The sequence below is a fragment of the Halopelagius fulvigenes genome (assembly GCF_042662625.1).
GTDB classification, from domain to species: domain Archaea; phylum Halobacteriota; class Halobacteria; order Halobacteriales; family Haloferacaceae; genus Halopelagius; species Halopelagius fulvigenes.
In genome coordinates, this window is sequence record NZ_JBHSXH010000015.1 from 957,129 (window position 1) to 979,130 (window position 22,002).

26 protein-coding genes are annotated in these 22,002 nt (G+C 67.7%); 12 read left to right on the top strand and 14 right to left on the bottom strand.

Going from position 1 to position 22,002, the window contains the following annotated elements; translation table 11 throughout:
* Positions 1–53: 53 nt before the first annotated feature.
* Together ACFQEV_RS15025 and ACFQEV_RS15030 are read right to left on the bottom strand one after the other, a co-directional pair.
* Positions 54–830, bottom strand: a complete 777-nt coding sequence (locus tag ACFQEV_RS15025) for a TrmB family transcriptional regulator (RefSeq protein ID WP_379697673.1) — start codon at positions 828–830, stop codon at positions 54–56.
* A 42-nt stretch (positions 831–872) separates the two neighbouring features.
* On the bottom strand, positions 873–1,250 hold the full coding sequence (locus ACFQEV_RS15030) for a DUF7344 domain-containing protein (protein ID WP_379697675.1): 378 nt from the start codon (positions 1,248–1,250) through the stop codon (positions 873–875).
* 216 nt (positions 1,251–1,466) lie between these two features.
* On the opposite strand from ACFQEV_RS15030, the gene ACFQEV_RS15035 reads away from it, so the two are divergent.
* The 5 genes from ACFQEV_RS15035 (at position 1,467) to ACFQEV_RS15055 (ending at position 5,053) form a co-directional block, all read left to right on the top strand.
* Positions 1,467–2,327, top strand: a complete 861-nt coding sequence (locus tag ACFQEV_RS15035; RefSeq protein WP_379697678.1) for a DUF7319 domain-containing protein — start codon at positions 1,467–1,469, stop codon at positions 2,325–2,327.
* Positions 2,328–2,396: 69 nt separating this feature from the next.
* Positions 2,397–3,083 carry a plastocyanin/azurin family copper-binding protein gene (locus ACFQEV_RS15040; RefSeq protein ID WP_379697681.1) on the top strand — a complete coding sequence of 229 codons (687 nt, stop codon included), beginning with the start codon at positions 2,397–2,399 and terminating at the stop codon, positions 3,081–3,083.
* The gene (locus ACFQEV_RS15045) at positions 3,083–3,469 is read left to right on the top strand and encodes a DUF7318 family protein (RefSeq protein ID WP_379697683.1); all 387 of its coding nucleotides are present in this window, start codon (positions 3,083–3,085) and stop codon (positions 3,467–3,469) included. Before ACFQEV_RS15040 ends, ACFQEV_RS15045 begins: the two co-directional genes overlap by 1 nt.
* Positions 3,470–3,472: 3 nt before the next feature.
* On the top strand, positions 3,473–4,267 hold the full coding sequence (locus tag ACFQEV_RS15050; RefSeq protein ID WP_379697686.1) for a cytochrome b: 795 nt from the start codon (positions 3,473–3,475) through the stop codon (positions 4,265–4,267).
* 15 nt (positions 4,268–4,282) lie between these two features.
* The gene (locus ACFQEV_RS15055) at positions 4,283–5,053 is read left to right on the top strand and encodes a cytochrome b family protein (RefSeq protein ID WP_379697689.1); all 771 of its coding nucleotides are present in this window, start codon (positions 4,283–4,285) and stop codon (positions 5,051–5,053) included.
* Between the two features lie 110 nt (positions 5,054–5,163).
* Here ACFQEV_RS15055 and ACFQEV_RS15060 read toward each other — a convergent pair whose 3' ends face one another.
* Positions 5,164–5,313 (bottom strand): hypothetical protein, encoded by a 150-nt coding sequence (locus tag ACFQEV_RS15060; RefSeq protein WP_379697692.1) that lies wholly within the window; start codon positions 5,311–5,313, stop codon positions 5,164–5,166.
* Between the two features lie 7 nt (positions 5,314–5,320).
* Entirely contained in the window at positions 5,321–6,583 is a 1,263-nt protein-coding gene (locus ACFQEV_RS15065) for an Nramp family divalent metal transporter (protein ID WP_379697695.1), read from the bottom strand.
* Positions 6,584–6,980: 397 nt separating this feature from the next.
* Between ACFQEV_RS15065 and ACFQEV_RS15070 the strand changes: the two genes are divergently transcribed.
* The 3 genes from ACFQEV_RS15070 (at position 6,981) to ACFQEV_RS15080 (ending at position 8,212) form a co-directional block, all read left to right on the top strand.
* Positions 6,981–7,364, top strand: coding sequence for a DUF7315 family membrane protein (locus ACFQEV_RS15070; protein WP_379697698.1), 384 nt, complete (start codon positions 6,981–6,983; stop codon positions 7,362–7,364).
* On the top strand, positions 7,357–7,632 hold the full coding sequence (locus ACFQEV_RS15075; RefSeq protein WP_379697700.1) for a DUF7314 family protein: 276 nt from the start codon (positions 7,357–7,359) through the stop codon (positions 7,630–7,632). Before ACFQEV_RS15070 ends, ACFQEV_RS15075 begins: the two co-directional genes overlap by 8 nt.
* A gap of 133 nt (positions 7,633–7,765) precedes the next feature.
* Complete coding sequence (locus tag ACFQEV_RS15080; RefSeq protein WP_379697702.1) at positions 7,766–8,212, top strand: DUF7313 family protein; 447 nt, start codon at positions 7,766–7,768, stop codon at positions 8,210–8,212.
* Positions 8,213–8,316: 104 nt separating this feature from the next.
* Here the strand turns inward: ACFQEV_RS15080 and ACFQEV_RS15085 are convergent, their stop codons facing one another.
* Positions 8,317–9,120 (bottom strand): NAD(+)/NADH kinase, encoded by an 804-nt coding sequence (locus ACFQEV_RS15085; RefSeq protein ID WP_379697704.1) that lies wholly within the window; start codon positions 9,118–9,120, stop codon positions 8,317–8,319.
* 150 nt (positions 9,121–9,270) lie between these two features.
* Positions 9,271–10,578, bottom strand: a complete 1,308-nt coding sequence (locus ACFQEV_RS15090) for a M28 family peptidase (RefSeq protein WP_379697707.1) — start codon at positions 10,576–10,578, stop codon at positions 9,271–9,273.
* Positions 10,579–10,710: 132 nt separating this feature from the next.
* Here ACFQEV_RS15090 and ACFQEV_RS15095 point away from each other — a divergent pair, with 132 nt between their 5' ends.
* Positions 10,711–11,877: a thiolase domain-containing protein gene (locus ACFQEV_RS15095; RefSeq protein WP_379697709.1), complete on the top strand. Its 1,167-nt coding sequence runs from the start codon at positions 10,711–10,713 to the stop codon at positions 11,875–11,877.
* Positions 11,874–12,254, top strand: a complete 381-nt coding sequence (locus tag ACFQEV_RS15100; protein ID WP_379697712.1) for a Zn-ribbon domain-containing OB-fold protein — start codon at positions 11,874–11,876, stop codon at positions 12,252–12,254. The genes ACFQEV_RS15095 and ACFQEV_RS15100 overlap by 4 nt, the downstream gene beginning before the upstream one ends.
* Before the next feature lie 9 nt (positions 12,255–12,263).
* On the opposite strand, the gene ACFQEV_RS15105 is transcribed toward ACFQEV_RS15100, so the two are convergent.
* From ACFQEV_RS15105 to ACFQEV_RS15135, 7 genes are all read right to left on the bottom strand, one after another.
* Positions 12,264–13,193, bottom strand: a complete 930-nt coding sequence (locus ACFQEV_RS15105) for an alpha/beta fold hydrolase (RefSeq protein WP_379697715.1) — start codon at positions 13,191–13,193, stop codon at positions 12,264–12,266.
* A gap of 138 nt (positions 13,194–13,331) precedes the next feature.
* Positions 13,332–14,486 (bottom strand): methylmalonyl Co-A mutase-associated GTPase MeaB, encoded by a 1,155-nt coding sequence (gene meaB / locus ACFQEV_RS15110; RefSeq protein ID WP_379697718.1) that lies wholly within the window; start codon positions 14,484–14,486, stop codon positions 13,332–13,334.
* Positions 14,486–14,917, bottom strand: coding sequence for a cobalamin B12-binding domain-containing protein (locus ACFQEV_RS15115; RefSeq protein ID WP_379697721.1), 432 nt, complete (start codon positions 14,915–14,917; stop codon positions 14,486–14,488). The genes meaB and ACFQEV_RS15115 overlap by 1 nt, the downstream gene beginning before the upstream one ends.
* 42 nt (positions 14,918–14,959) lie before the next feature.
* A complete protein-coding gene (locus ACFQEV_RS15120; RefSeq protein WP_379697725.1) occupies positions 14,960–16,183 on the bottom strand; it encodes a GAF domain-containing protein in 1,224 nt (407 codons plus the stop codon).
* 102 nt (positions 16,184–16,285) lie between these two features.
* Complete coding sequence (locus tag ACFQEV_RS15125) at positions 16,286–18,085, bottom strand: S9 family peptidase (RefSeq protein WP_379697728.1); 1,800 nt, start codon at positions 18,083–18,085, stop codon at positions 16,286–16,288.
* Positions 18,086–18,143: 58 nt separating this feature from the next.
* Positions 18,144–18,398 (bottom strand): hypothetical protein, encoded by a 255-nt coding sequence (locus tag ACFQEV_RS15130; protein ID WP_379697731.1) that lies wholly within the window; start codon positions 18,396–18,398, stop codon positions 18,144–18,146.
* Between the two features lie 64 nt (positions 18,399–18,462).
* Positions 18,463–18,726, bottom strand: coding sequence for an MTH865 family protein (locus ACFQEV_RS15135; RefSeq protein ID WP_379697740.1), 264 nt, complete (start codon positions 18,724–18,726; stop codon positions 18,463–18,465).
* Between the two features lie 109 nt (positions 18,727–18,835).
* On the opposite strand from ACFQEV_RS15135, the gene ACFQEV_RS15140 reads away from it, so the two are divergent.
* Both ACFQEV_RS15140 and ACFQEV_RS15145 read left to right on the top strand, forming a co-directional pair.
* Positions 18,836–19,891, top strand: coding sequence for a M42 family metallopeptidase (locus ACFQEV_RS15140; RefSeq protein WP_379697743.1), 1,056 nt, complete (start codon positions 18,836–18,838; stop codon positions 19,889–19,891).
* A gap of 113 nt (positions 19,892–20,004) precedes the next feature.
* A complete protein-coding gene (locus tag ACFQEV_RS15145) occupies positions 20,005–20,667 on the top strand; it encodes a plastocyanin/azurin family copper-binding protein (protein WP_379697746.1) in 663 nt (220 codons plus the stop codon).
* A 243-nt stretch (positions 20,668–20,910) separates the two neighbouring features.
* On the opposite strand, the gene ACFQEV_RS15150 is transcribed toward ACFQEV_RS15145, so the two are convergent.
* Complete coding sequence (locus tag ACFQEV_RS15150) at positions 20,911–21,969, bottom strand: glycosyltransferase family 4 protein (protein WP_379697749.1); 1,059 nt, start codon at positions 21,967–21,969, stop codon at positions 20,911–20,913.
* Between the last annotated feature and the right edge of the window lie 33 nt (positions 21,970–22,002).

Sequence of the window (22,002 nt, forward strand, 5' to 3'; positions counted from 1 at the left end):
CTCCGCCGCGACGCGCGACCGGACGTGGAACGCCTACCCGCCCGCCGAAGCGATTAAGACTCCGTTAATCTGTCGTCGAGCAGTTCCCGGATCCACGCGGCGAACCCGTGGTCGTAGCCGTGAGACCACACCGCCGTCTCCCGCTTGCTCCACGGACCGTCCCCCGTTTCGAGACCGCTCGCGAGGACCGACTGCTGGTCGCCCATCACCAACTGACCCGGCCACTTGTCGACGACGGTGTTGGACTCCACGAGGTCGGGGATCACCCGAACGTCGGCACCGGGGGCGTGTTCCTCGATTCGGTCGCGGAGCGACTCTGAGGGGACTTCCGCGATGACGGTCACTCCGCGGTCGGCCGCCTCCGACAGTCCCTCCAGAATCGTCTCGGTGACGACCGATCCGTCCGCGACCAGATAGTGAATCCGGTCGTCCGCGTTCTCGAAGAGGGTCAAGATTCGGTCTTCGATGTGTTCCGCGTCCGCAATCGACCACGTGCCCTTCTGCTCTTGGGTCTCAGCCGACCCGACCCCCTCCAACGCCGCGTCGGCCTCCTCGACGTTCTCGTCGAACGACGAGCGCAGTTTCTCGAACGCTTGCTCCTTCGAGACGGCCCGGTACTGCCGCGGGTCCGACTGTTGGACGTCGACCAACCCGCGCTTGTGGAGTTTGTCGACGGTGTCGTACACCCGAGACCGAGGGACGTCCGACAGCTGGCTTATCTCCTTCGCGGTCGCTTGCTCAACGCGGTTGAGGGCGATGAAGCATCTCGCCTCGTACTCGGTCAGACCGAGGTTCCCCAACGCTTCGACGGCGTCCGGCCCGGTGTCCATAGGAAAAACGTGAGCGCTCGACTCACCTCAATCTAGCGACTCCTACTCGTCCGCGGCGAGGGAGTCGAGGATTCGCTCGATTCGGTGAGACTCCTCGTAGTAGACCAGATCCTGCTCTTGGGAGTACTCCGCCACCCCGACGTCGACGAGCTTGGGGATGTGCGCGTGATACAGCGAGAGATACACCTGCATCACGTCCTCCGCCGGAATCTCGGTGAGTGGCTGTTCCTGTTCCCGCACGGCGACTTCGTCCGCGAGGTCCGCCAGCGTCATCGGGGTGTCGTACTCGCTGAGACAGCGAAGGGCGAACCGGCGACGCTGGTCGGTGAGGACGTCGAACAGCGAATCGAGGCGGGAGGCGGGAGCGGAACGCGAGTCGGCTATCGACTCCTCATTCCTCCTCGGGGTGGAATCGCTCACAACGTGTGCAAGAGGGGTGACGAAGTATAAACAAATTGTGAGTCCTCCCGGAGTATGTTCACCGTTCTTACTGTAGTGACAACCGAACACCCCTATCTAGGAACCAAACGTTCAGATAGTCGTGTACTTCCGACCGATACGTCTCATTACTCGTCGCGGAGACGCGTCCGAGGAACGTCGGGGTGCTTATGCGGCTTCGGGACGGAAGGTGGGGCAATGAGTGACGCCGAGGACGGACGGGGTGACGACCAGCCTCCGGACTCGGAGGACTCCGAAGCGGAGTCGCTGCGGGCGTTGCGAGAGGAAGTCGAGGAGAAGTACGACTTCGATAACTTCGGCCCCGAGGACATGGCGAAGATGTCCCTCGACGAGTGGGAGGCGGCGTTCGACCCGGACACGTGGATAACCGGCGAGGAGCTGTTAGACCGCGTCGAGCGGGAACTGAAGAGCCGAATCGCCTATCGAGAGGTGTTCGCCGTCCTCGAACGCGTCGAACGCGACGGTCAGGACCAGTTGCTGGTGTACTCCGACGAGGGGTACGCCGTCGTCTACCCCGACGGGAGCATCGAGGGCCGAGGGACGGTCCTCCGCGACGTGAAACCGACCGTCGCGCTCTGCTCGATGGAGGACTACGAGGTGGACGACCCGCCGGAGGACGTGACGCTCCCCCGGCCGGTGGACGTGACGGAGGGGAGCGGCGAGTTCGGCAACCTGATGTTACAGGTCGTCGCCGGCGCGCAGATGCTCGTGGGAGTCGGCCTCCTGACCGTGTGGCTGTTCTTCCCCGCCGTGAACGGCCTCTTCGGAACCTCGCTGCCGACGGTGAGCACCATCTTCGCGCCCCTCGTCGCGGGCGTGTTCCTCGTCATCGGGTTCTTCCTGTTTCTCGTCGTCGCCAACGCGCGCCTCTCGGACCGGTTCCGCGCCGAGGAGTACCGGAACCGACTCCGGGCGGTCGGCGCGGAGGAGGGGGACCGCCCCGACTTCCTCCCGTTCGACGAGTCGGGTGGTCCGCGCGTCGAACCTCGGGGAGACGACGCCGACGCCACCGCAGAGGGCAAATCCGAGGGAGCCTGAACCGGCGGCATCGGGCGGTGCGGCGGCAGTCGGTGGGTTTAAGCGCATTCCATCCTGAGAAAATCGTGTATGAAAAGGCGGGACTTTCTGAGAGCGGCAAGCGTCCCTGCCGCGGCCGCGACGGCGTCTGCCGCCGCCGGCGTGACCGCCGCCCAAGAGGGCGGCACCACGACGTCCGCTGGCGGAACCGGAACCGCATCCGGTACGGGCACCTCGTCCGGAACCGCGCAAGGGACGGGTACCGGAACTGGAACCGGCACCTCCGGCGGCGGTGGAGGCGGCGGCGGTGGCGCGACGAAGACCGTCGAAGTCGGCCCCGGCGGTGACCTCGTATTCAAGCCCGGCACGGACCAAGCGCTGGAGATAGCGCCCGGAACGACGGTTGAGTGGGTCTGGAAGTCGGACAACCACAACGTCGTCCCCGACGCCCAACCCAGCGACGCCAACTGGTCGGGTCACGAACCTATCGAGAACTCCGGGTTCTCGTTCAGCCACACGTTCGACGTACTCGGCGACTACGAGTACTACTGTCAACCCCACCAGTCCGCCGGGATGGTCGGGACGATATCCGTCGTCGAGAACCCCAGTAGCGGCGGGGGCGGCGGCGAGAAGGAACTCCACGAACTCGGCGTACCCATTCAGGCCCACTGGGTCGGCGCGGCGACGATACTCGGAATCATCGTCACCGTGGTGTTCACGTTCTACATCCTGAAGTATGGCGAGTCCGCGAACACCGGAACGGGGAGGAACGGATAATGTCCTCCTCGGGCAGCACCTACGGGGATATCCACCGGTACGAACCGGCGAGAGAGAGCACCGCCGCGGCCATCGCCATCGTTCTCCTCACCATCATCGAAGTGGTTTTCGTGTTCCTGTTCAGTTACGGCCTCGTCTCCGGCTGGGGTCTCAGCGACACCGGGAACATGTTCCTCGGCGGCATCCTCGCGGTCATCTTCATGGACCTCGCGTTCATCCTCGCGCTCTACCGCAAGGAGTTCCTCCCGGACGTGATGATCGTCAAGAAACGCCGTCGCAAGTGGGAGGACCTCTACATCCGAGAGGAGGACGTAGACGGCGTGCCGTTCAGTACGGGCGCGTGGGACCAAGTCAAGCGGGCCATCTACCCGTACTACAAGAGGTAATTCATGAGCTTAGAACGAAAAGACGAGTACGACCACAAGGACTGGATGAAGAAGAAGGACCTGACTCCGGTCGAGTCTACGTTCCTGATGACGCTCATCTGGTTGGACAAGCGCCTCCGCATCGTGGACTACCTGGAGCTGATGGAGACCCTCTACTACCGGGTCAACCTCCAGATGCCCAAGAGCCACACCGAGCAGTACGACCTCGACAACAAGTTCTGGTACTGGTATCCGCTGTACACGCTCGGACTGTTCTCGACGCTCGCGTACGTCGTCGCGGCGATAAGCGGCGCGCTCTTGGGGTTCTACTACTCCCCGGCGGCGACCGGCGACCCGACGGCGGCGTACAGTTCCATCGAGTTCATCATGACCGAACTGCAGTTCGGCTTCATGCTCCGGTCCATCCACCGGTGGTCCGCGCAGGTGATGGTGGCGGCGGTGTTCCTCCACATGCTCCGCGTCTACTTCACCGGCGCGTACAAGGAGCCCCGCGAGCTGAACTGGCTCATCGGCATCATCCTCATCAGCCTGACGATGGTGTTCGGGTACACCGGGTACCTGCTCCCCTGGGACCAGCTGGCGTACTGGGCCGGACAGATCGGCGTCGAGATGGCGCTGTCCATCCCGCTCGTCGGCGAGTGGGCGGCGCAGTTGCTGTTCGGCGGCTTCTCGCTGAGCCAGTCGACGCTACAGCGGATGTACATCATCCACGTGTTCCTGCTCCCGTTCGTCGTGACGACGCTCATCGCCATCCACATCGGTATCGTGTGGGTGCAGGGAATCGCAGAGCCGCACTAAGATAGGACAACAACAATGAGCGACACCGAATCCGACGCAGACGAAACGCAGGTTCGCACCGACGGCACGGGCATCGTCGCGCCCGACGACGAGACGCCGACGTGGAGCGAACGCAAACAGCGCAGCGACGGCCTCTCGCGCCTCACGTACGAGTACTTCGAGCGCTCCCGCCGCGAGGACCAGGACCTGCGTCAGGAGTCCGACTACGTCGAACGCGACGTGTTAGGCTTCCCGACGTGGCCCCACGAGATGATTCGCAACCTCTCTATCGCGAGCTTCTTCGTCGGCATCATGCTGTTCCTCTCGGCGACGATGCCGCCGCACATCGGCGCGCCGGCGAACCCCAGTTCCACGCCGGCTATCATCCTGCCGGACTGGTACCTCTACTGGTCGTTCGGCCTGTTGAAGCTCGGTCCGCTGAACCCCGAGTTGGCCGTCCTCGGCGGGCAGAAGCTGACGGCCGACCGGACGTACGGGGTGTTAGCGAACGTCGTCGTCGTCGGCATCATCGCGATGGTGCCGTTCCTCAACAAGGGTAGCGCGCGACGGCCGGTCGAACAGCCGTTCTGGGCGGCCGTCGGCGTCGGCGGCGTCACCTTCGCGTTCACCATCTCGATACTGGCTATCAAGAACTTGGTGCCGATGAACGTGGACTTGCTGTTCGACCTCACGTTCATCCTCCCCATCGTGATGTTCTTCGTCACCTACGCCGTGCTGAAGACGATGCGCGAAGGGTACATGTACGGCCTCAACAAGCGCTACTACCGCCTCCGCCCGCCGCGGTAACCGCCCCACGGACTGCCGTTTTCGTTCGGGTCACGCCCGAACCGGGTCGGACGTTTTTCGGAGGGATCGACGCGTACCGACGAGCGTCGTCTCCGTCGCCCGCGAGTTCGTCACGCGACGAGGTACGCGCCGACGTCCATCAGGACGACGCCCGACGCGAGTTTCAGACGGGTGGGGTCGATGCGGGCCGTCTCCCACCCGACGACGAGGCCGATAGCGACGAGGGCTGCGAGGACGGCGGACGGAACCGCGGGACCCACGGGACGCTCAGAACCCTCCCGTCGAGATGAGTCCGAGGAAGTCCCGAATCGACAGCGCGGCCAACACGACCGCGAGCAGTACGAGGAGCGCGTTGACGACGTTCAGCTTCCACCCGTTTCGGTACTCGCCCATCGTCTCGCCGTCGTTGACGGCCCAAAAGAGGAGGACGGCGGCGACGGGCAGCGAGAAGATGCCGTTGTACATCGGAAACAGGATGACCATATCGACCACCGAGAGGTTCAGGACCGAACTCACGACCGGCGAGAGGACGCCGATTCCGGTGCCGAGGGAGAACAGGAGCGTGAACAGCCGGGTGTCCCTCGGCGAGTCGTACCCGGCGGCCTGCGGGACGATGTACGCCGGCGTCCACATGATGGGGATGATGCTGTTGAAGGCGGCGGCGATGACGCCCCCAATGAACAGCACCATCGCCCACGTGCCCAGCACCTCCACCAGCGCCCTCCCCGGGGTCATGAACGTCTCCAGCGACGTGTAGCCCATCGGGCGCAGAAGCGCTGCCGCGGCGATGAGGATAGCGACGGTCGTGACGCCGCCGACGGCGTAGCCGACGGCGAGGTCCCTGCGCGCGTCCGGGAGGTCGCTCTCGTCCGTCCAGCCCTTCGTGTGGACGAGAATCGATTCGAGGAAGAAGTTCGGCCACAGCGCGGTCGTACCGAGGATGCCGGCGGCCATCGTCAGTGCGCCGAGGGAGTCCGCAGTCGGGACGAACCCGAGCGTGATCGCCGCGGGGTCCGCACCGCTCGGAAGCGCGACGACGACGTAGACGACCATCAGCGCCAGCATCATCCCGATCATCAGGTTCTCCACGGCCTCGTAGTTCAGCAGTCCGACGAGAATCGCGGCGACGGTCGTCACGACGGCGATGGGCTGCCAGCCAACCGCCCCGCCGAGCAGGAAGGAGACGCCCGCACCGACGGCGGCGACTAACCCGAGGGTCCACGCGACGCACCCGATGGAGAGGAACACCGCGATCGCCGTCGCCGCCGGTCGTCCCATCTTCCGGCGGACGAACACCATCAACGACTCCCCGTGGATTCCCAAGCGGGCGCTCATATTCTGCGCCATGAATCCGAGCAGGGCGGCGCCGAGGACGGCCCACAGGAGCGTGTAGCCGTGTACCACGCCGGCTTGGCTCGCGATGTACACGGAGCCGGAACCGAAGTAACTCGCGACCATCACGAACGCCAAGCCGTACTTCTGTATCAGTCCGGTCAGCACGTCCGGAACCGCAGCGTGTCGTATACTCATAGATGAGGTGGTCCCCTCCTCGCGGACGCCGAGCAGAGCCGTCGCTCGAAAGCGCGTTTGTCGTGCGACCAACGGATGCCTGGGAACGTCGCCGACGGCGTTCGTCGTCGCCGGGCACCGACGGATGCCGTCCGCGAGTCGCCGCGCCGAATCGAACGCGAGCGCAGCGTCAGGGGTCGCCGTACGATCAGCGTCCGGTTCAGTTGGGGAACTGCCCGAAATAGCGCAGTTAGTCGGTTAAGGGTTCTGTCGAACTGTTTAACCGTGCGCCGGGTGAGCGCGCGAAACTCTCGGCCGGTCAGCCGCTTCTCGGGCGTCCGCTACGGCCCCCTCGCGGGACGCGTCGGCGCGACGGCACACGGAAAGGCCCTTCTCCCCCCTGTGCGTACTGTCGCCGATGACAGACGGAGACGGCCCCGGCGACTCCGCGGCCGGTTCGACGACGCGAGACGGGCGGCGGGACGTCGTCGTCCCGATGCGACTGTACAAGACGGTGACGGTGTTCTCGACGCTCATCGCCGTCGTCTGCGTCGTGTTCGGCTTCATGCTTCTGGACGCCGCGACGCTGAACGTCAGCTTCCTCGGCGGCATCGTCCGGGGGGGCCTCTCGGCGATCGGAGTCTCCGTCGGCGACGGCGTCCTGAGCACGGCGTTGGCCGTCGTCGCTCTCGGGATTATCGGGTTCGGGGCGGGCGTCTACACGCTCGGGACGAGATTCCGCGCTCGCGGAATGGGAAAGTCTCAAGAGGACTCCAACGAAGATTCAGACAACAATGGCTGACGAGTTCATCAAGGGGCTCGGTATTTTTACCGGAGCGGGTCTCGCGTGGATGGTCCTCGCGGGCTGGTACCGGACGAGCAGTTTCGAGAGCAGCAAACAGCTCATCGAACCGGTCCAAACCGAGTCGATGACGATGTTCGACACCATCGGCGTCATCCTCTTGGACGCGTTCCTCTGGTTCGCCCTCCTCGGTGTGCTCACGTTCTGGGTGCTCATCCCGGCGGGCCGGCAGGCCAAACGGGCGATAGAGAACCGCCGCGCGCAGTAACCGACCCGACCGCCCCTTCTCCGCTTCGTCACGTCGCAGTCCGACAGCGAGTCGCATCTCGCCGCCCGCGCCGTCCGCCACCGCTCTGACGCGATTGGAAAAACTCTAATGACTCGTCTACCGAGAATGGAGTATGCAACCGCTACAGTTCGCTGTCCCGCTCGGCGCGCTCGAGGTGCTGGAGCCGTACATCAGGTACATCATCTTGGGCCTCGTCCTCGTCAACATGGTGACGCGGGTTCTCGCGCACCGGAAGCACGTGAACCAAGCGGAAGACGGCGAGGACGACGAGGAGCTCTCGCGGTTCCTCCCGCACAGCATCACGACGGTGTTGCTCATCCTCGCGTCGTTCACGCTGTTGCTCATCGAACCGCACGGAGGGATGGTCATGTCCATCCTGGCGCTCGGACTGTTCCTCACTGACTTCTTCGAGTACGAGTCTCGTCGCGTCGAGGCCCGAACCGACAAGAAAATCGAGAGGCCGAAGGCCGCCGTCGGCGCCTCGGTGCTCCTGTTGTTCTACGCCGCGTTCCAAGCCCTCTTCTTCCTCGTGGAGGGCTACTGGAACGCCGTCGTCTGAACGCGCGTTCCGCCCGTTGAGCGGGAGACGCCGGTCGTCGGTTCGACCGGCGACCCGCCGTAGCGGTCTCCTCCGAGAACGTCTTCTGTAGCGGTCGGGCCGACTCAGGATCGCGTCCGACCGGCCGTCCCCGGGACGCGGAGGAGCGGAACCTCCCCGTCGGCGTCGATTTCGACCGGAACCTCCGGCGGCACGTCCCGGACCACCTCGTCGTCGAGGATGAGCGAGACGGCGGCGTCGTCGCGCCGCACCGACAGCGTGACCGGCGGTCGAAGCACCCACGAGTCGGTCGCCGTCGCGTAGGGCGCGACGGGAACGACGGCCAGACCGGCGTCCGCGTCGAGAACGGGGCCTCCGGCGGCGCGGGCGTACCCCGCGCTTCCGAGCGGAGTCGCCGCGACGACGCCGTCGGCCCGGAACGAGTCCACCTCCGCGCCCCCCTCGACGTCCGTCGGGCCGCCCGAAGGAGGCCGCTCCGCGACGGCGTACTCGGAGATTCGAGCGGGCTCGCTCGTCATCAGCGTCACGTCCGTCAGCGCGCGCCCGGCCGCCTCCCCGCCGACGCGGACGCTCACCGTCGGGTGGCGAACCGTCCGCGCCTCGTCGGAGCGGACAGCCTCGACGGCCAGTCCGACCGCCGACGAATCGAGCGAGTGTCGGCCGTAGCCGGCGTCGACGGGGAGAACCGGCGGGGTTTCGCCGTCGACGCGGGAGAGAAGCGCCGCTTCCCCGACGGCGAGGACGGCGTCCACGTCGTCGGCGTCGGCGTCGAACGAGACGGCGTCGAACGGGACGTCGGCGGCGACGCGCGCGGCGACGACGCCGCCCGCCTCTTCGACGGCGGCGGTCACCGCGGACGCCTCCGAACCGCCGCGGACGACGAACGTCGGTGCGTCGTCGCCGCTCACGTTCGTCCCCCCGCCGACGCCGCGGTCCCCCGCTCGCAGGTGCGAGACATCGTCACCGGATACGCCGCGACGCGGTAAAAGAGTCGGCGGTTCGGCGGGGCGCGCCCGACGGGGCGCGCCGGCGGCGAGTCGTCCGCGCCGGGGGCCGGTTCAGTACGGCCAGTCGCCGGTAATCTTCATCCCCTCGGCGTGGTCCTCGGCTTCGAGGGCGGCGGCGATGTCCTCCGGCGCTTTCTTCGGCACCTCGGTGTCCTCGTCGGCGAGTTCGACGGTCAGTTCGGTCAGGAGGATGGCCTGTTCGCGGAGCGTCCGCGGTTCGAGTTTGTCGAGGGTGTCGGCGAACGTGTGCCCCCACCCGCGCCCGCGGCCCTCCGACTCGCTTGCGACCATGTAGCCCGGCACGCCGTGTTGGACGAACGGCCAGTGGTCGCTGTGCGGCATCTGTTCGGGGACGGTGGACATCGGGTGGTCGAACCGCTCGGACACCGCCTCGACGGCGTCGCCCAGGGCGTCGAATCCGTGGGTGTAGAAAGAGAGCGTCCGCCCCCCGCCGACGCCGTCGTTGTTCACTATCGCCTTGATCCGCTCTCGGTCCTCGCCCATCCGGTCGGACTCGCGGGCCGACCCGACGAGGCCCACCTCCTCCGCGCCGAAGCAGACGAACCGGACGTGCGCGTCGAGTTCCTCCTCGCGGGCGGCGAGTGCGCGCGCCACCTCGACGACCATCGCGGTGCCCGCGCCGTTGTCCAACGCGCCCTCCGCGATGTCGTGGGCGTCGAGGTGGCTCGTGACAAGAACCTCCTCCTCGGTGTCGGGCCCGAGTTCGGCGTGGACGTTGCCGCTCTCTGCGGGGTACGCCTCGCACTCGACGGAGACGGTGACGTCCTCGCCCTCGAACCGGCGGGCGAGTCGCGCGCCCACCTCCTTGCTGACGCCGACGGCGGGGATGTCGCCGATGGGCGACTCCTCGGTGCCGACGCTCCCCGTCGGGGGGAGACAGCCCTGGACGTGGTTGCGGAAGACGAACGCCGCCGCGCCCGCCTCGACTGCGTGGTAGTACTTCTCGCGGCGGTGGATGAACCGCTCGTAGTGGTCCGGAACCGTCGAGGACACCATCGCCACCTTCCCCGAGAGGTCCCGATCGAAGTCCTCGGGCAGGCCGTAGCCCAGATCGACCAACTCGCCGGACGCCTCCTCGGACGGACTTCGGGGGAGGGCGATGCAGTCCTGTTCAGTGTCGCCCGCGCGGACGACGCTCTCGCCCCGGTCCCACCCCTGAATCTCGAACGCGTCGATGCGCGCGTCGCGCGCGCCGACGTCCGAGAGGGCGTCCCGCGTCAGTTCCATCGCCTCGCGCTCTCCGGGGTGGCCGGCCATCCGGTCGCCGATATCGACGAGCGACCGGAGGTGGTCCCAGCCGACGTCGCTGGTGAACGTCTCCGCAATCCACTCTGCCATGACGCTCCGTCCTCCCGACGTACGAATACCCGTTACGGTGTCCCACCCAGTGCGCCGGTTTCCCCCCTCGCCGTCGGATCGCGGTGCCCGCGACCGGCAGGTTCTTACCTCATTTATCACGTACGTTTCGGCATGACAGACGTTCGAATCGCGGGCGTCGGCCTCACGCGGTTCGGTCGGCACGCCGACCGGACGGGACGCGACCTGTTCGCGGAGGCCGCACTCGCGGCCCGCGAGGAGGCCGGCGCGCCCCGAGACGACTTCGAGGCCGTCCACTACGGGAACTTCATGGGCGCACTCGCGGAGCGACAGGGACACCAAGGCCCCCTCGTCGCCGAGGCCGCCGGTCTCGACGCGCCGGCGACCCGCCACGAGTCCGCCTGCGCCTCCTCGGGCGTGGCCGTCCGCGAAGCGGTGAGGGGAATCCGCTCGGGCGAACACGACGTCCTCCTCGCCGGGGGGATGGAGCGCATGACGAACCTCGATACGGCCGCCGTCACCGAGTCGTTGGCCATCGCCGCGGACGAACTGTTCGAGGTGCGCGCGGGGATGACGTTCCCCGGCGCGTACGCCCTGATGGCCCGCGCGTACTTCGAGGAGTTCGGCGGGACGCGCGAGGACCTGGCGCACGTCGCCTCGAAGAACCACGCGAACGCCGTCGCAAACGAGTACGCGCAGTACCGCCGCGAGGTGAGCGTCGAGGAGGCACTCGACAGTCCGCCCGTCGCCGACCCCCTCCACCTGATGGACTCCTGCCCCATCACCGACGGCGCGAGCGCGGTGGTCCTCGTCAGCGACGAGTACGCCGAGGAACACGGGATAGACGCGCCCGTCGCCGTCTCGGGGACCGGGCAGGGCGGCGACAAGTTCGCCCTCCAGGACCGTCGGTGGCTGAACCGGACGCCCGCCGCGCGAACGGCCGCGGAGGCGGCCTACGACGACGCCGGAATCGGGCCGTCGGACGTGGACGTCGCGGAGGTCCACGACTGTTTCACCATCGCCGAAGTGCTGGCCCTCGAAGGACTCGGCCTGTACGACCGCGGCGAGGCCGTCGGCGCGGCGCGACGCGGCGAGACGACCCGCGACGGCCGCCTGCCGGTGAACCTCTCCGGCGGTCTGAAGGCGAAGGGACACCCCGTCGGCGCGACGGGGTGCGCGCAGGTGGTCGAGATGGCGCGCCTCCTCCGCGGCGACCACCCGAACAGCGACGCCGTGCCGGACGCGCGCGTCGGCGTGACCCACAACGCGGGCGGGACGGTCGCCAGCGCCGTCGTCCACGTGTTGGAGGTGCGCGGATGACGGACTCGGGCTTCGACGAGTGGATCGCGGCCCTCGGCGCTACCGAGGGATTCTACCTCGCGTGCCCGGAGGGCCACGGGTCGCTCCCGCCCCGCCGGACGTGTCCGCACTGCGGCGCGACGGACCTGCGGGAGGAACCCCTCCCCGAGGAGGGGACCGTCGAGACGTACACCGAGGTGCACGTCGCGGGACCGGACTTCGCCGGGCTGACGCCGTACGTCACGGCCATCGCGTCGTTCGGGCCGGTCAGACTGACCGGCGCATTCGGCGGTCTGTCGGACGACCCGCCGGACCCGTCGGTGGGACGGCGCGTGTACGCGGACGCCGAGGAAAATCCGAACACGGGCGAGTCGGTGGTCGTCCTCCGACCGGTGTGAGGCGTCGGCTCAGGCGGGGACCGCCAGATCCTCGCGGACGGTGCGGACGAACTGGTCGGGGAACTCCACGTGCGGGAGGAGTTTCGTGTCGTCGAAGACGACGAGTTTCGCGTCCGCCTTGCTCGCGAGGACGCGCCCGTCGCGGAGCGGCGTAATCTCCGCCTCCCGGCCCCACACGAGCGTCGTCGTCGCGTCGAGTTCCGAGAGCGCCTCCGTCAGATCGACCTCCGAGTTGAGATAGCCGCTGACGAACGACGCCGGGGCGAACCGCGCGTTCGGTTGGTGGGCCGTCCGCCACTCGTACTCCATCCACTCCTCGCTCGCCTTCGAGAGGTCGTAGTAGCCGTGGTCGGCGTTGAAGTAGCGGATCGCGGGCTTCGACCCCAGCAGGTTGAACAGGGCCTCGCCGACCACCGGGACGCGGAGGAGTTCGCGGACCGTCTCGGTCGGTTCCGGGCCGCCGCGCGTCGTCGGGCAGACGAGCGTCAACTGCGAGATGTCCGTCTCATCGGCCACCGCGGCGACGTACGCCGACGTGAGCGAGGAGGCGACCACCGCCGGGTCGTCGAACGCCGCGAGGAAGTCGCCCGCGAAGTCCTCGTAGAGGGCCGCCGAGTACCGAAGCGGCGGCCGGTCGGACATCCCGAACCCCGGCAGGTCCGGCGCGACGACGTGGTAGTCCTCCGCCAGCGCGTCGAACACCTCGCGGAACTCGCCCGATGACGCGGCGGCGTTGATGCCGTGCAGGAGGACGAGGTCCTGCGCCTCCTCGTCGCCCGCCTCGGTGTAGTGGACGTCGATGCCGCGCCACCGGAACGTCCGCTGGTCGCCGGAGAGCGCGGGATCCAGCGACGGCGTCCGACGCGAGAGGACGCGGTTCGTGGCGGCGGCGATGCCCACACCGACGGCGACTGCGCCGACTGCGTTTCGGAGTCTCATGCTGGGTGAAATACGCGTGCGACGCTCTTATATTATCACGCCGATCCGTACCGGATCGCCGGAGTTAGGCGGCGCTTAGCCGTCCGAGGGCGGTTCTCCGCCCCCCGGTTCGTCGCCCGGACGCCGGTCGAACGCCGGTCAGGAGTCGTCGCGCCGCGCCTCGACGCACTCCCGAATCGGTCGCAGGACGTCCTCGGCGACGGCGTAGGGGTCCGTCTCCCTGTCGGCGACGCGTTCCGCGAACGCCGCCGCGCCGCCGCGCCGCCGCAGTTCCTCCTCCACGATGGCGTTCGCGTCGCTCCGCAGGAGTTGGCGTATCTCCTCGGCGTAGCGCGTGCGCTCCAGTTCCGCGCGCGCGCCCGTCCGGTCGAGAAACGCCGCGTGGGAGTCGAGCGTCTCCACCAGTTCCTCGACGCCGTCGCCCGTCGTCGCCACCGTCTCGACGACGACGGGTTCCCACTCCTCGGCCTCCGTCTCTCGGCCGTCCGCCTCGCTTGCCCCGTCGTCCGCCTCGCTCCCTCCGTGACCCGCCCCGTCGCCGGGGACGGAGTCGAAGCCGCCGACGGCGTCGCTCCCGTGGTGGCCCGAATCGAGCATCGCGCCGGGGTTCTCGCGGAGGTGGATCATCTCCTCCAGTTCGGCGACGGTCCGGGGCGTCCCCTCCATGTCGGCCTTGTTGACGACGAACACGTCGCCGATTTCGAGGATGCCCGCCTTCAGCATCTGCACGTCGTCGCCGCTTCCGGGTTGGACGAGGACGGTCACGGTGTCGGCGGTGCGGACGACGTCCACCTCGTTCTGCCCCGCGCCGACCGTCTCGACGATTATCTTGTCCTTGCCGAACGCGTCGAGGGCCTTCACGGCGTCCGACGTCGCCGTCGAGAGGCCACCGAGTTGCCCCCGAGCGCTCATCGACCGGAAGAACACGTCCATGTCGCCGACGTTCGACGCCATGCGGATTCTGTCGCCGAGGACCGCGCCGCCGGAGTACGGCGAGGAGGGGTCCACCGCGATGACGCCGACGGTCAGTCCGGCGTCGCGGTACGCCTTCGCCAGTTTGTCCACGAGCGTCGATTTCCCCGCGCCCGGACTCCCGGTGATGCCGATTACGTCCGCGCCGCCGGTGTGGGCGTGCAGACTCGACACGAGTTCCCTGTACCCCGGCGAGCGGTTCTCTATCTCGGTGATGACTCTGGCGAGTGCGCGGTGTCGCCCGGCGAGGAGTTCGTCCACCAGGTCCGGGTCGGCGTCCGCCTCGCTGTCGCGCCCGCCTCCGCCGTCCGGTCCGACCATCAGTCGCGGCGGGGGGCGTTCTCGCGCACGAACTCGATGGTCTCTCTCATCGAGGTGCCCGGACCGAACACCGCCGCGACGCCCATCTCCTTCAGTTTCTGGCGGTCGTCGTCGGGGATGATGCCGCCGACGAGGACGAGCGTATCGTCGAACGCGCCGTACTCTTCGAGGCCGTCTATCACCTTCGGGACGAGCGTGTTGTGGGCCCCCGAGAGGATGGAGAGGCCGAGGACGTCGACGTCCTCTTGGACCGCCGCTTGGACGATTTCGTCCGGCGAGCGGTGGAGTCCGGAGTAGACGACTTCGAATCCGGCGTCTCGGAAGGCGCGGGAGATGACGTGCGCGCCTCGGTCGTGCCCGTCGAGACCGACCTTGGCGATGAGACAGCGGATGGTTCGCTGTTGTTGGCCGCGTTCTGCGTCGGCGCTCATAGGGGACGTTTCGCCGGCGTTCGGTTTGACTCTAACGGACGTTCAGGACGAATACTCGGTCCCTGATTCGTCGGTCGGCACCGCCTCGGGGACGTAGACGAGGTAGCCCGACGCCGACAGGCCGATCCGTTCGAGCGGAACGAGCACCACGGTGAACGAGTCGGACCCCTCCTCGCGGACCGGTCGCTCTATCTTTCGATCCACCAGGTCGGCGTCCCGGAGGCGGTCCGAGACGAGTCGCCGTTCCTCCGCCGTCGGGAACGCCGTCGCCGCGTCCGCGCCGAGTGCGTCCGCGGCCTCGGGGAACGTCCGCTCGTAGGCGGCGTTTATCTCGCGGACGGACGCCTCCCCGCGCCGTTCGGCTTCGACGTACGCGACGGGCACCGGAAGCGCCTCGAAGAACGCGTGGAACCGGTCTCGCTCGTCCCGGAGGGCCGCCTCGCGTTCGAGGCGGGCGAGCGCCTCGTTCGTGTACCCCGCGAGGGTTTCGAGGAACTCCACGTCCCGTTCGTCGTAGGCGTCGGCCTCCTTCGTGACCACTTGGATGACCCCCTGCTCGCCGACGGGGACGCTCACGACGGAGCGGAACCCCCGCTCTTTGAACGTCGCGTCGGGGTCCCCCTGCATGTCGGCGACCACCTGCGGTTCGCCCGCGCGGAGCGTCCGCCCCGCGATACCCTCGCCGATGCCGATGGGACGTTCCGCCTCCATCGGCAGCGTCGAACGGTACGGGACGATTCGGTCGTCCTCGACGAGTGCGACGATGCAGAAGTCGAAGTCCAGCGCGTCGTTGGTCGCCTCGACGGTCCGATCGCAGACGTCGCGGACCGTCTCGCAGCCGGTTATCCGCTTCGCGTAGCGGGAGAGCGCCGTCAGTTTGGCGTTGACCTCTTCGAGGTGGTTCGTCTCCCTGCTCTGGGACACCTCCGCCTGGACGCGGGCGGCCAAGTCGTCGATGCTCGCCGACGGGGGGACGACGGCGTCTACGTGGGTGCAGAGCACCTCCTCGCCGTAGACGACCAACGGAATCGAAGGGTCCGTCTCCGAGACCGTTCGGATGAGGTCGGGGTCCGCGCCCACGGAGACGACGCAGTCCACCGTCGGACCCAGCTCGCGGAGGTACTCCGCGGCGGTCGAACTCGACCTGACGACGGTCTGGCCCGGGAGGCGGGCCGCGAGCGACGACGTGAGGTCGGACTCGCGGGAGACGGCGTCGCCGCCGGTCGTCACGACGAGAACGCGCGTATCGCTCGGTCCGGAGGGCATTCTGGTACGTATCACGCCTACTCTCTCTTAAACGGTTCTACTGAGACGGGTTTCGCGCCGAGTAGGAGCGCTCTCGGGACCGGAGGCGCTTCGGTTCCCCGCTCAGACGTGCTCGTCGAGGAAATCGACTATCCGGGAGTACGCCTCGACGCGGTTCTCCAGCTTCGAGAAGCCGTGGCCCTCGTCCTCGAAGATGAGTTCCCGGACGGGGACGTGTGCGCTCGCCTCCTCGACGAGTTGGTGCGCCTCCGAGACGGGGACGCGCGGGTCGTTCTCGCCGTGCAGGACGAAAAGCGGCGCGCGAATCCGCTCGATGTTGTTCAGCGGCGAGATGGACTGGAGGAACTCGCGGTCCTCCTCTAAGGACCCGTACTCGGCCTCGCGGAGTTCGCGCCGCCAGTCGCCCGTGTTTTCGAGGAACGTGACGAAGTTGGCGATGCCGACGATGTCCACGCCCGCGGCCCACAGGTCGGGGTACTCCGTCATCGACGCCAGCACCATGAACCCGCCGTAGGAACCGCCCATGGCGACGAGTCGGTCCGGATCCACCGCGGGGTGGTCGTGAAGCCACTCCACCGCCGCCTCGATGTCCGCGACGGAGTCCATGCGCTTCTCCACGTCGTCTAAGTGGCCGTACGCCTTGCCGTACCCCGCCGACCCGCGGACGTTCGGTTCGAAGACGGCGTACCCGTGCGCGAGGAAGTACTGCTTCACCGCGCTGAACGACGGCCGGCGTTGGGACTCGGGGCCGCCGTGGATGTCCACGATGACGGGCGTGTCGCCCTCGCCGGTGTCGGTCTGGGGTAACGAGAAGAACGCCGGTATCTCCCGCCCGTCGAACGTCGGGTAGCGGACGAGTTCCGGTTCGACGAACGACTCTCTCGGGATGCCCGCCGTCGCCGCGCGGGTCCACCGTTCGGCCTCGCCCGTCTTCGCGTCCACGACGTACACGTTCGTCGCGTCGGTGCTCGTCGTCACCGTCAGGGCGAACCGGTCGCCGTCGGGGCCCCACGAGACGCCGCCCGCGACGCCGCGCGGCACGTCAGGTTCGGAGGACGGGTCGATTCTGTCGGGCGCGGTGAGTTCGCCCACCGTGAGTCGGGTGTAGCCGTCCGCGTTCCGCGAGTAGGCGACGCGGCGGGAGTCCTCGTCTATCGAGACGCCGTCTATCTCCCACTCGTCGTCCGAGACGACGAGCGAGAACTCGCCGGTGTCGATATCGACGCGCCACAGGTCGAGCGTGTCGCTCTCGCGGTCCGAGACGAGGTAGACGCTCTCGCCGTCGGGACCCCACGAGGCGCTCTGGAAGCGCACCGTCCCCTCGTGGGGCGTGAGGTGCGTCACCTCGCCCGATTCGATATCGAGGACCGAGACGTCCTGGTCGAAGTTCGAGTACGCCTCCGAGACGATGAGCTTCGCGTCGTCGGGCGACCACCCGCCGAGGGTGAGCCACCCGTCGCCCTCGTGGACGAGTTCCGCCCGTTCGCCCCTCTCGTCGCGACCCTGCACGTACACGTCGAAGACGGACTCCTCGCGGCGGTTCGAGGTGAACGCGACCCTGTCGCCGTCGTGGCTCCACCCCCCCCAGCGGTGCTTCGCGTCCGGCATCGCGGTGAGGTTCGTCACCTCGCCCGTGCCGGGGTCGTAGCGGAACAGCTGCTGACGCTCGTTGCCGCCCTCGTCCATCCCGAAGGCGAGTTCGTCGCGTTCGGGCGACCACGAGGCGAACGTGACGCGTTCGTCGTAGAAGGTCTGCTGTTCGGGCCACACGCCGGGTTCCGTTATCGTCCAGACCTGCGGCACGCCCGTCGTGTCCATGAGAAACGAGAGGCGCTCCCCCTCGGGACCGAACGACGCGCCGTAGGCGCTTCTGACGTTCAGATACCGCTCGATGTCGTGCACGGGGGAACGTCGGGGGCCGGCGAGGAAACGTTTCGGGTGGTCGGGGCCGCGTCCGCCGTCAGTAGCTCCGGAACTCGCGTCCGACCTCGGTCAGCTTCGGGCGGAGTTTGTCCGTCGCGAGCAGGTACGCGAAGGTGAGCGCAACCGCGCCCATGACCGCGGCCCACGCGGCGAGCTTCGGTTGGCCGCCCTGCGCGGTGGCGACGGCGAAGGACTCCGCGTAGAGCGCCGCCGCCGAGAGGCCGAGCGACCCGGCGCCGTAGAACAGTAGTTCGAGGAGTTCGGGAAGGAGTTCGAGTAACGCAGTCGTCATTACCGACGCGTCCCGAGCGACCGGCTGAAGTTCTTTCGGTCGTCGGACGGGATTCGACCGCGACTCAGAGCATCCCTTCGGCCTTCAGGCCCTCGATGATGTCGTCCACGAGGGTATCGACGTCATCGTAGGGGAAGCTCTGGTGGCTTCCGAGCTTCGCGGCCATCTCCATCGCGGTGAAGCTGACTTCGCCGTCGTTCGCCTCGAAGCGAGTGCCCGGCCCGTTCGGGAGGGCGGGGACGAGGTCCATCTGGTTTTTCACGGGGAAGTCGGCACCTTCGAACGCGTCTCGAAGTTCGGAGCGGAGTTCCGATTCGGCGTCTGCCATGGCACCCAATGGTCACATGAGGCGCAAAAGCGTTCCGGAACCACGGCAAACGAGTTTACCGTTCTACCGGGACGCGAGTCTTTTTGCGGCGGCGTCGGGAAGGGAGTCCATGGCCGACTACGAGTTCGACTTCGACCTCCTGAAGGAACTGACGGAGACGAGCGGCGTCCCGGGGTACGAGGACCGCGTCCGCGACGCGGTTCGCCGGGAGTTCGAATCGAGCGTGGACGAGGTTCGCTCGGACGCGATGGGAAACGTCGTGGGCACCATCGAGGGCGACGGGGACTACGCCGTCGCCGTCGCCGCCCACATGGACGAGATAGGCTTCATGGTGCGTCACGTCACCGACGACGGGTTCGTCCAACTCGACGCCCTCGGCGGGTGGGACCCGCGCGTCCTGAAGGCCCAACGCGTCCGCATCCACACCGAGGACGGCGACGTGCCGGGCGTCATCGGGTCGCCGCCGCCGCACACCCTCTCCGAGGAGGAGAAGGAGAAGGCCCCGAAAGTTGAGGACGTCCACGTCGACGTGGGCCTCTCCGCCGAGGACGCGAAGGACGCGGTATCCGTCGGCGACGTGGTGACGATGGAGCAGACGACGGTGGAGATGGGCGACGTGGTGACGGGGAAGGCCCTCGACGACCGGGTCTGCCTGTTCTCGATGCTCGAAGCCGCGAAGCGAATCGAGGACCCCGACGTGACCGTCCACTTCGCCGCGACGGTGCAGGAGGAGGTGGGACTCCGCGGGGCGAAGGCCCTCGGCGTCGATATCGACCCGGACCTCGCCATCGCACTCGACGTGACCGTCGCCAACGACGTGCCCGGGTTCGAGGCGGGCGACCGCGTGACGGAGCTCGGCGAGGGGACGGCGATAAAGCTGAAAGACGGCAGCGTCATCACGAGTCCGAAGGTCCACCGCCGCCTCCGGTCGGTGGCCGAATCGGAGGACATCTCCCACCAGATGGAGATCCTGCCCGCGGGCGGCACGGACACGGCGGGCTTTCAGAACACCCACGGCGCGAAGCCGGTCGGCGCGCTCTCCGTGCCGACGCGGTACCTCCACACCGTGACCGAGAGCGCGCACGTCGCCGACGTGGACGCGACCATCGACCTCCTCGCGGCGTTCTTAGAGAGCGAGACGGGCGAATACGACTACGCCTACTGAACCGTCGCCGACGGCCGTCGCGCGTCGCCGACAGTCGCCGCCGGGGGACGGACCCCCCTCTCCGCGAGCCGTAAACCAAAGTATTCACTACAGCCGACTCCCAACCCCCGACTATGACTGACGGCAACGCGGAGATGTCCCGTCGTGCCTTCCTTCGGACCGCCACCGGGGCGACGGCCGTCGCAGGAGCGGCAGGGACCGCCGCGGCGCAGGAAACGGGTACGAGCACGGCGTCCGGCGGCGAAGGGACCGGAACCTCGGGCGGGGGAACCGGAACCTCCGGCGGCGGCAACGAATCCTCCGGCGGCGGAGGCGGTGGCGGTGGCGGCGGCGGTACGCAGACGATAGAGGTCGGTCCCGGCGGTGACCTCGTGTTCAAGCCCGGTACCGACCAACCGGCGCAGGTGACGCCCGGCACGACGGTCAAGTGGGTCTGGAAGTCGGACAACCACAACGTCGTCCCCGACACCATCCCCGACGGCGCGAGTTGGTCGGGTCACAAACCCATCGAGAACTCCGGATTCACCTACAGCCACACGTTCGACACCCTCGGCACGTACGAGTACTACTGCGAACCCCACCAGTCCGCGGGCATGGTCGGGACGCTCGAAGTCGTCGAGTCCATCTCGACGCCCGCGCCCGAGCAAGTGCCGTCCGTCCCCAACTCGGCGAAGACGCTCGGCGTCGCCACCACGTTCGCGATGGTCGCCACGCTCGGTCTGGCGTTCTTCTTCCTGAAGTACGGCGGCGACTACGAACTCGACGACGAGGAGTAATTCCGACCGCCTTTCTCCGATTTTTCGGCCCCGAGAGCGGTCAGCTTCGCTGGCTCGTGAGGCGGGAGCGGTGCCGTCCTATCGTACCGCGACGAGCGAGCGTCAGCGAGCGAGTCGCGGCCTTTTTGGGTCCAGCGTTTTTGGCGGGGTTCGAGGCGACGTCGCCGAACTTCGTTCGGCGGCCCACCGGACGCAGTCCGGTGACGGCATCGCCGTCGCCGAGGACCCCGTGAAAAAGGGTGGTTAGAAGTACCCGTAGTCCTCGACGGCCTCGGTGTAGCAGTCCACGTACTGCCGGACCACGGTCGAGTGGTCGTAGTCGGCGAACGCCTCGTTGACCGTCATCTCGTCGGCGCGGGCGGCGACGGCGATTTCGCGCGCGAGTTCCTGCGGACTCGTCACGCGGACGCCCCGGTCGCAGTTCTCGACGAGTTCGTGCGCGCTGGACCGCGCTTGGTACTCCACGAGGGCGACGCACCCGCAGGCGAGAGCCCACAGCAGTTCGTTCGCGAACGGTTCGACGGCGGCGGTCTGTGCGAACACCCGCGCGCCTTTCATGACGGGGACGAACTCCTCCGGCGGCAGGTCGCCGAGGAACTCCACCCGATCGTCGATGCGGAGTTCGGCGGCCGTCTGCTTGGCGGCGTCGAGTTCCGGGCCGTCGCCGACGACGGCGGCGCGCCAGTCCCTGTCGCGCAGTTCCGCGAGGGCGAGGAAGAACGACTCGACGTTGGCGTGCTCGTCGATGTCGCGGGCGTACACCATGTCCGCGCGGGCCTCCACGTCGCTCTCGCGGACGAGGTCGAAGTCGATGGACTCCGGGACGACGCGGACGGACTCCTCGGACGCGCCGTACTCCCGGACGTGGGTCTTGACCATTCGGGAGGGGGCGATGACGCGTTTCGCCGCGCGCGCGGCGCGCTTGCTCGCGCCCTTCGAGTCCTCCTCGCGTTCGTCCCACCAGTCGACGACCACCGGCGTGCGGAGGAACCGCGCCGCCGTCTTCGCAGCGGTGACGTGGGAGGGCGGACTGTTGGCGGCGTGGACGACGTCGGGCTTGACGCGCCGGAGGGCGAAGGGGAGTTTCGAGGCGAACGACCCCACCGAGGGCGTCTCGGTGACGGCCGCGTACGTCACGTCGTCCTGTTCGAACTCTGACACGTCGCCCTCCCACCACCGCGCGCAGAGGACGGTCACGTCGTGGCCGCGCGCGGCGAGGAGTTCCGCCGTCCGCCGCGTCCGTCTCGTCGCACCGTCGGCGCGACGTTGCTCGGTGTACATCGAGACGAACGCGATTCGCATATCCCACGGCTTGTCTCCGTCCGATAAAAACCC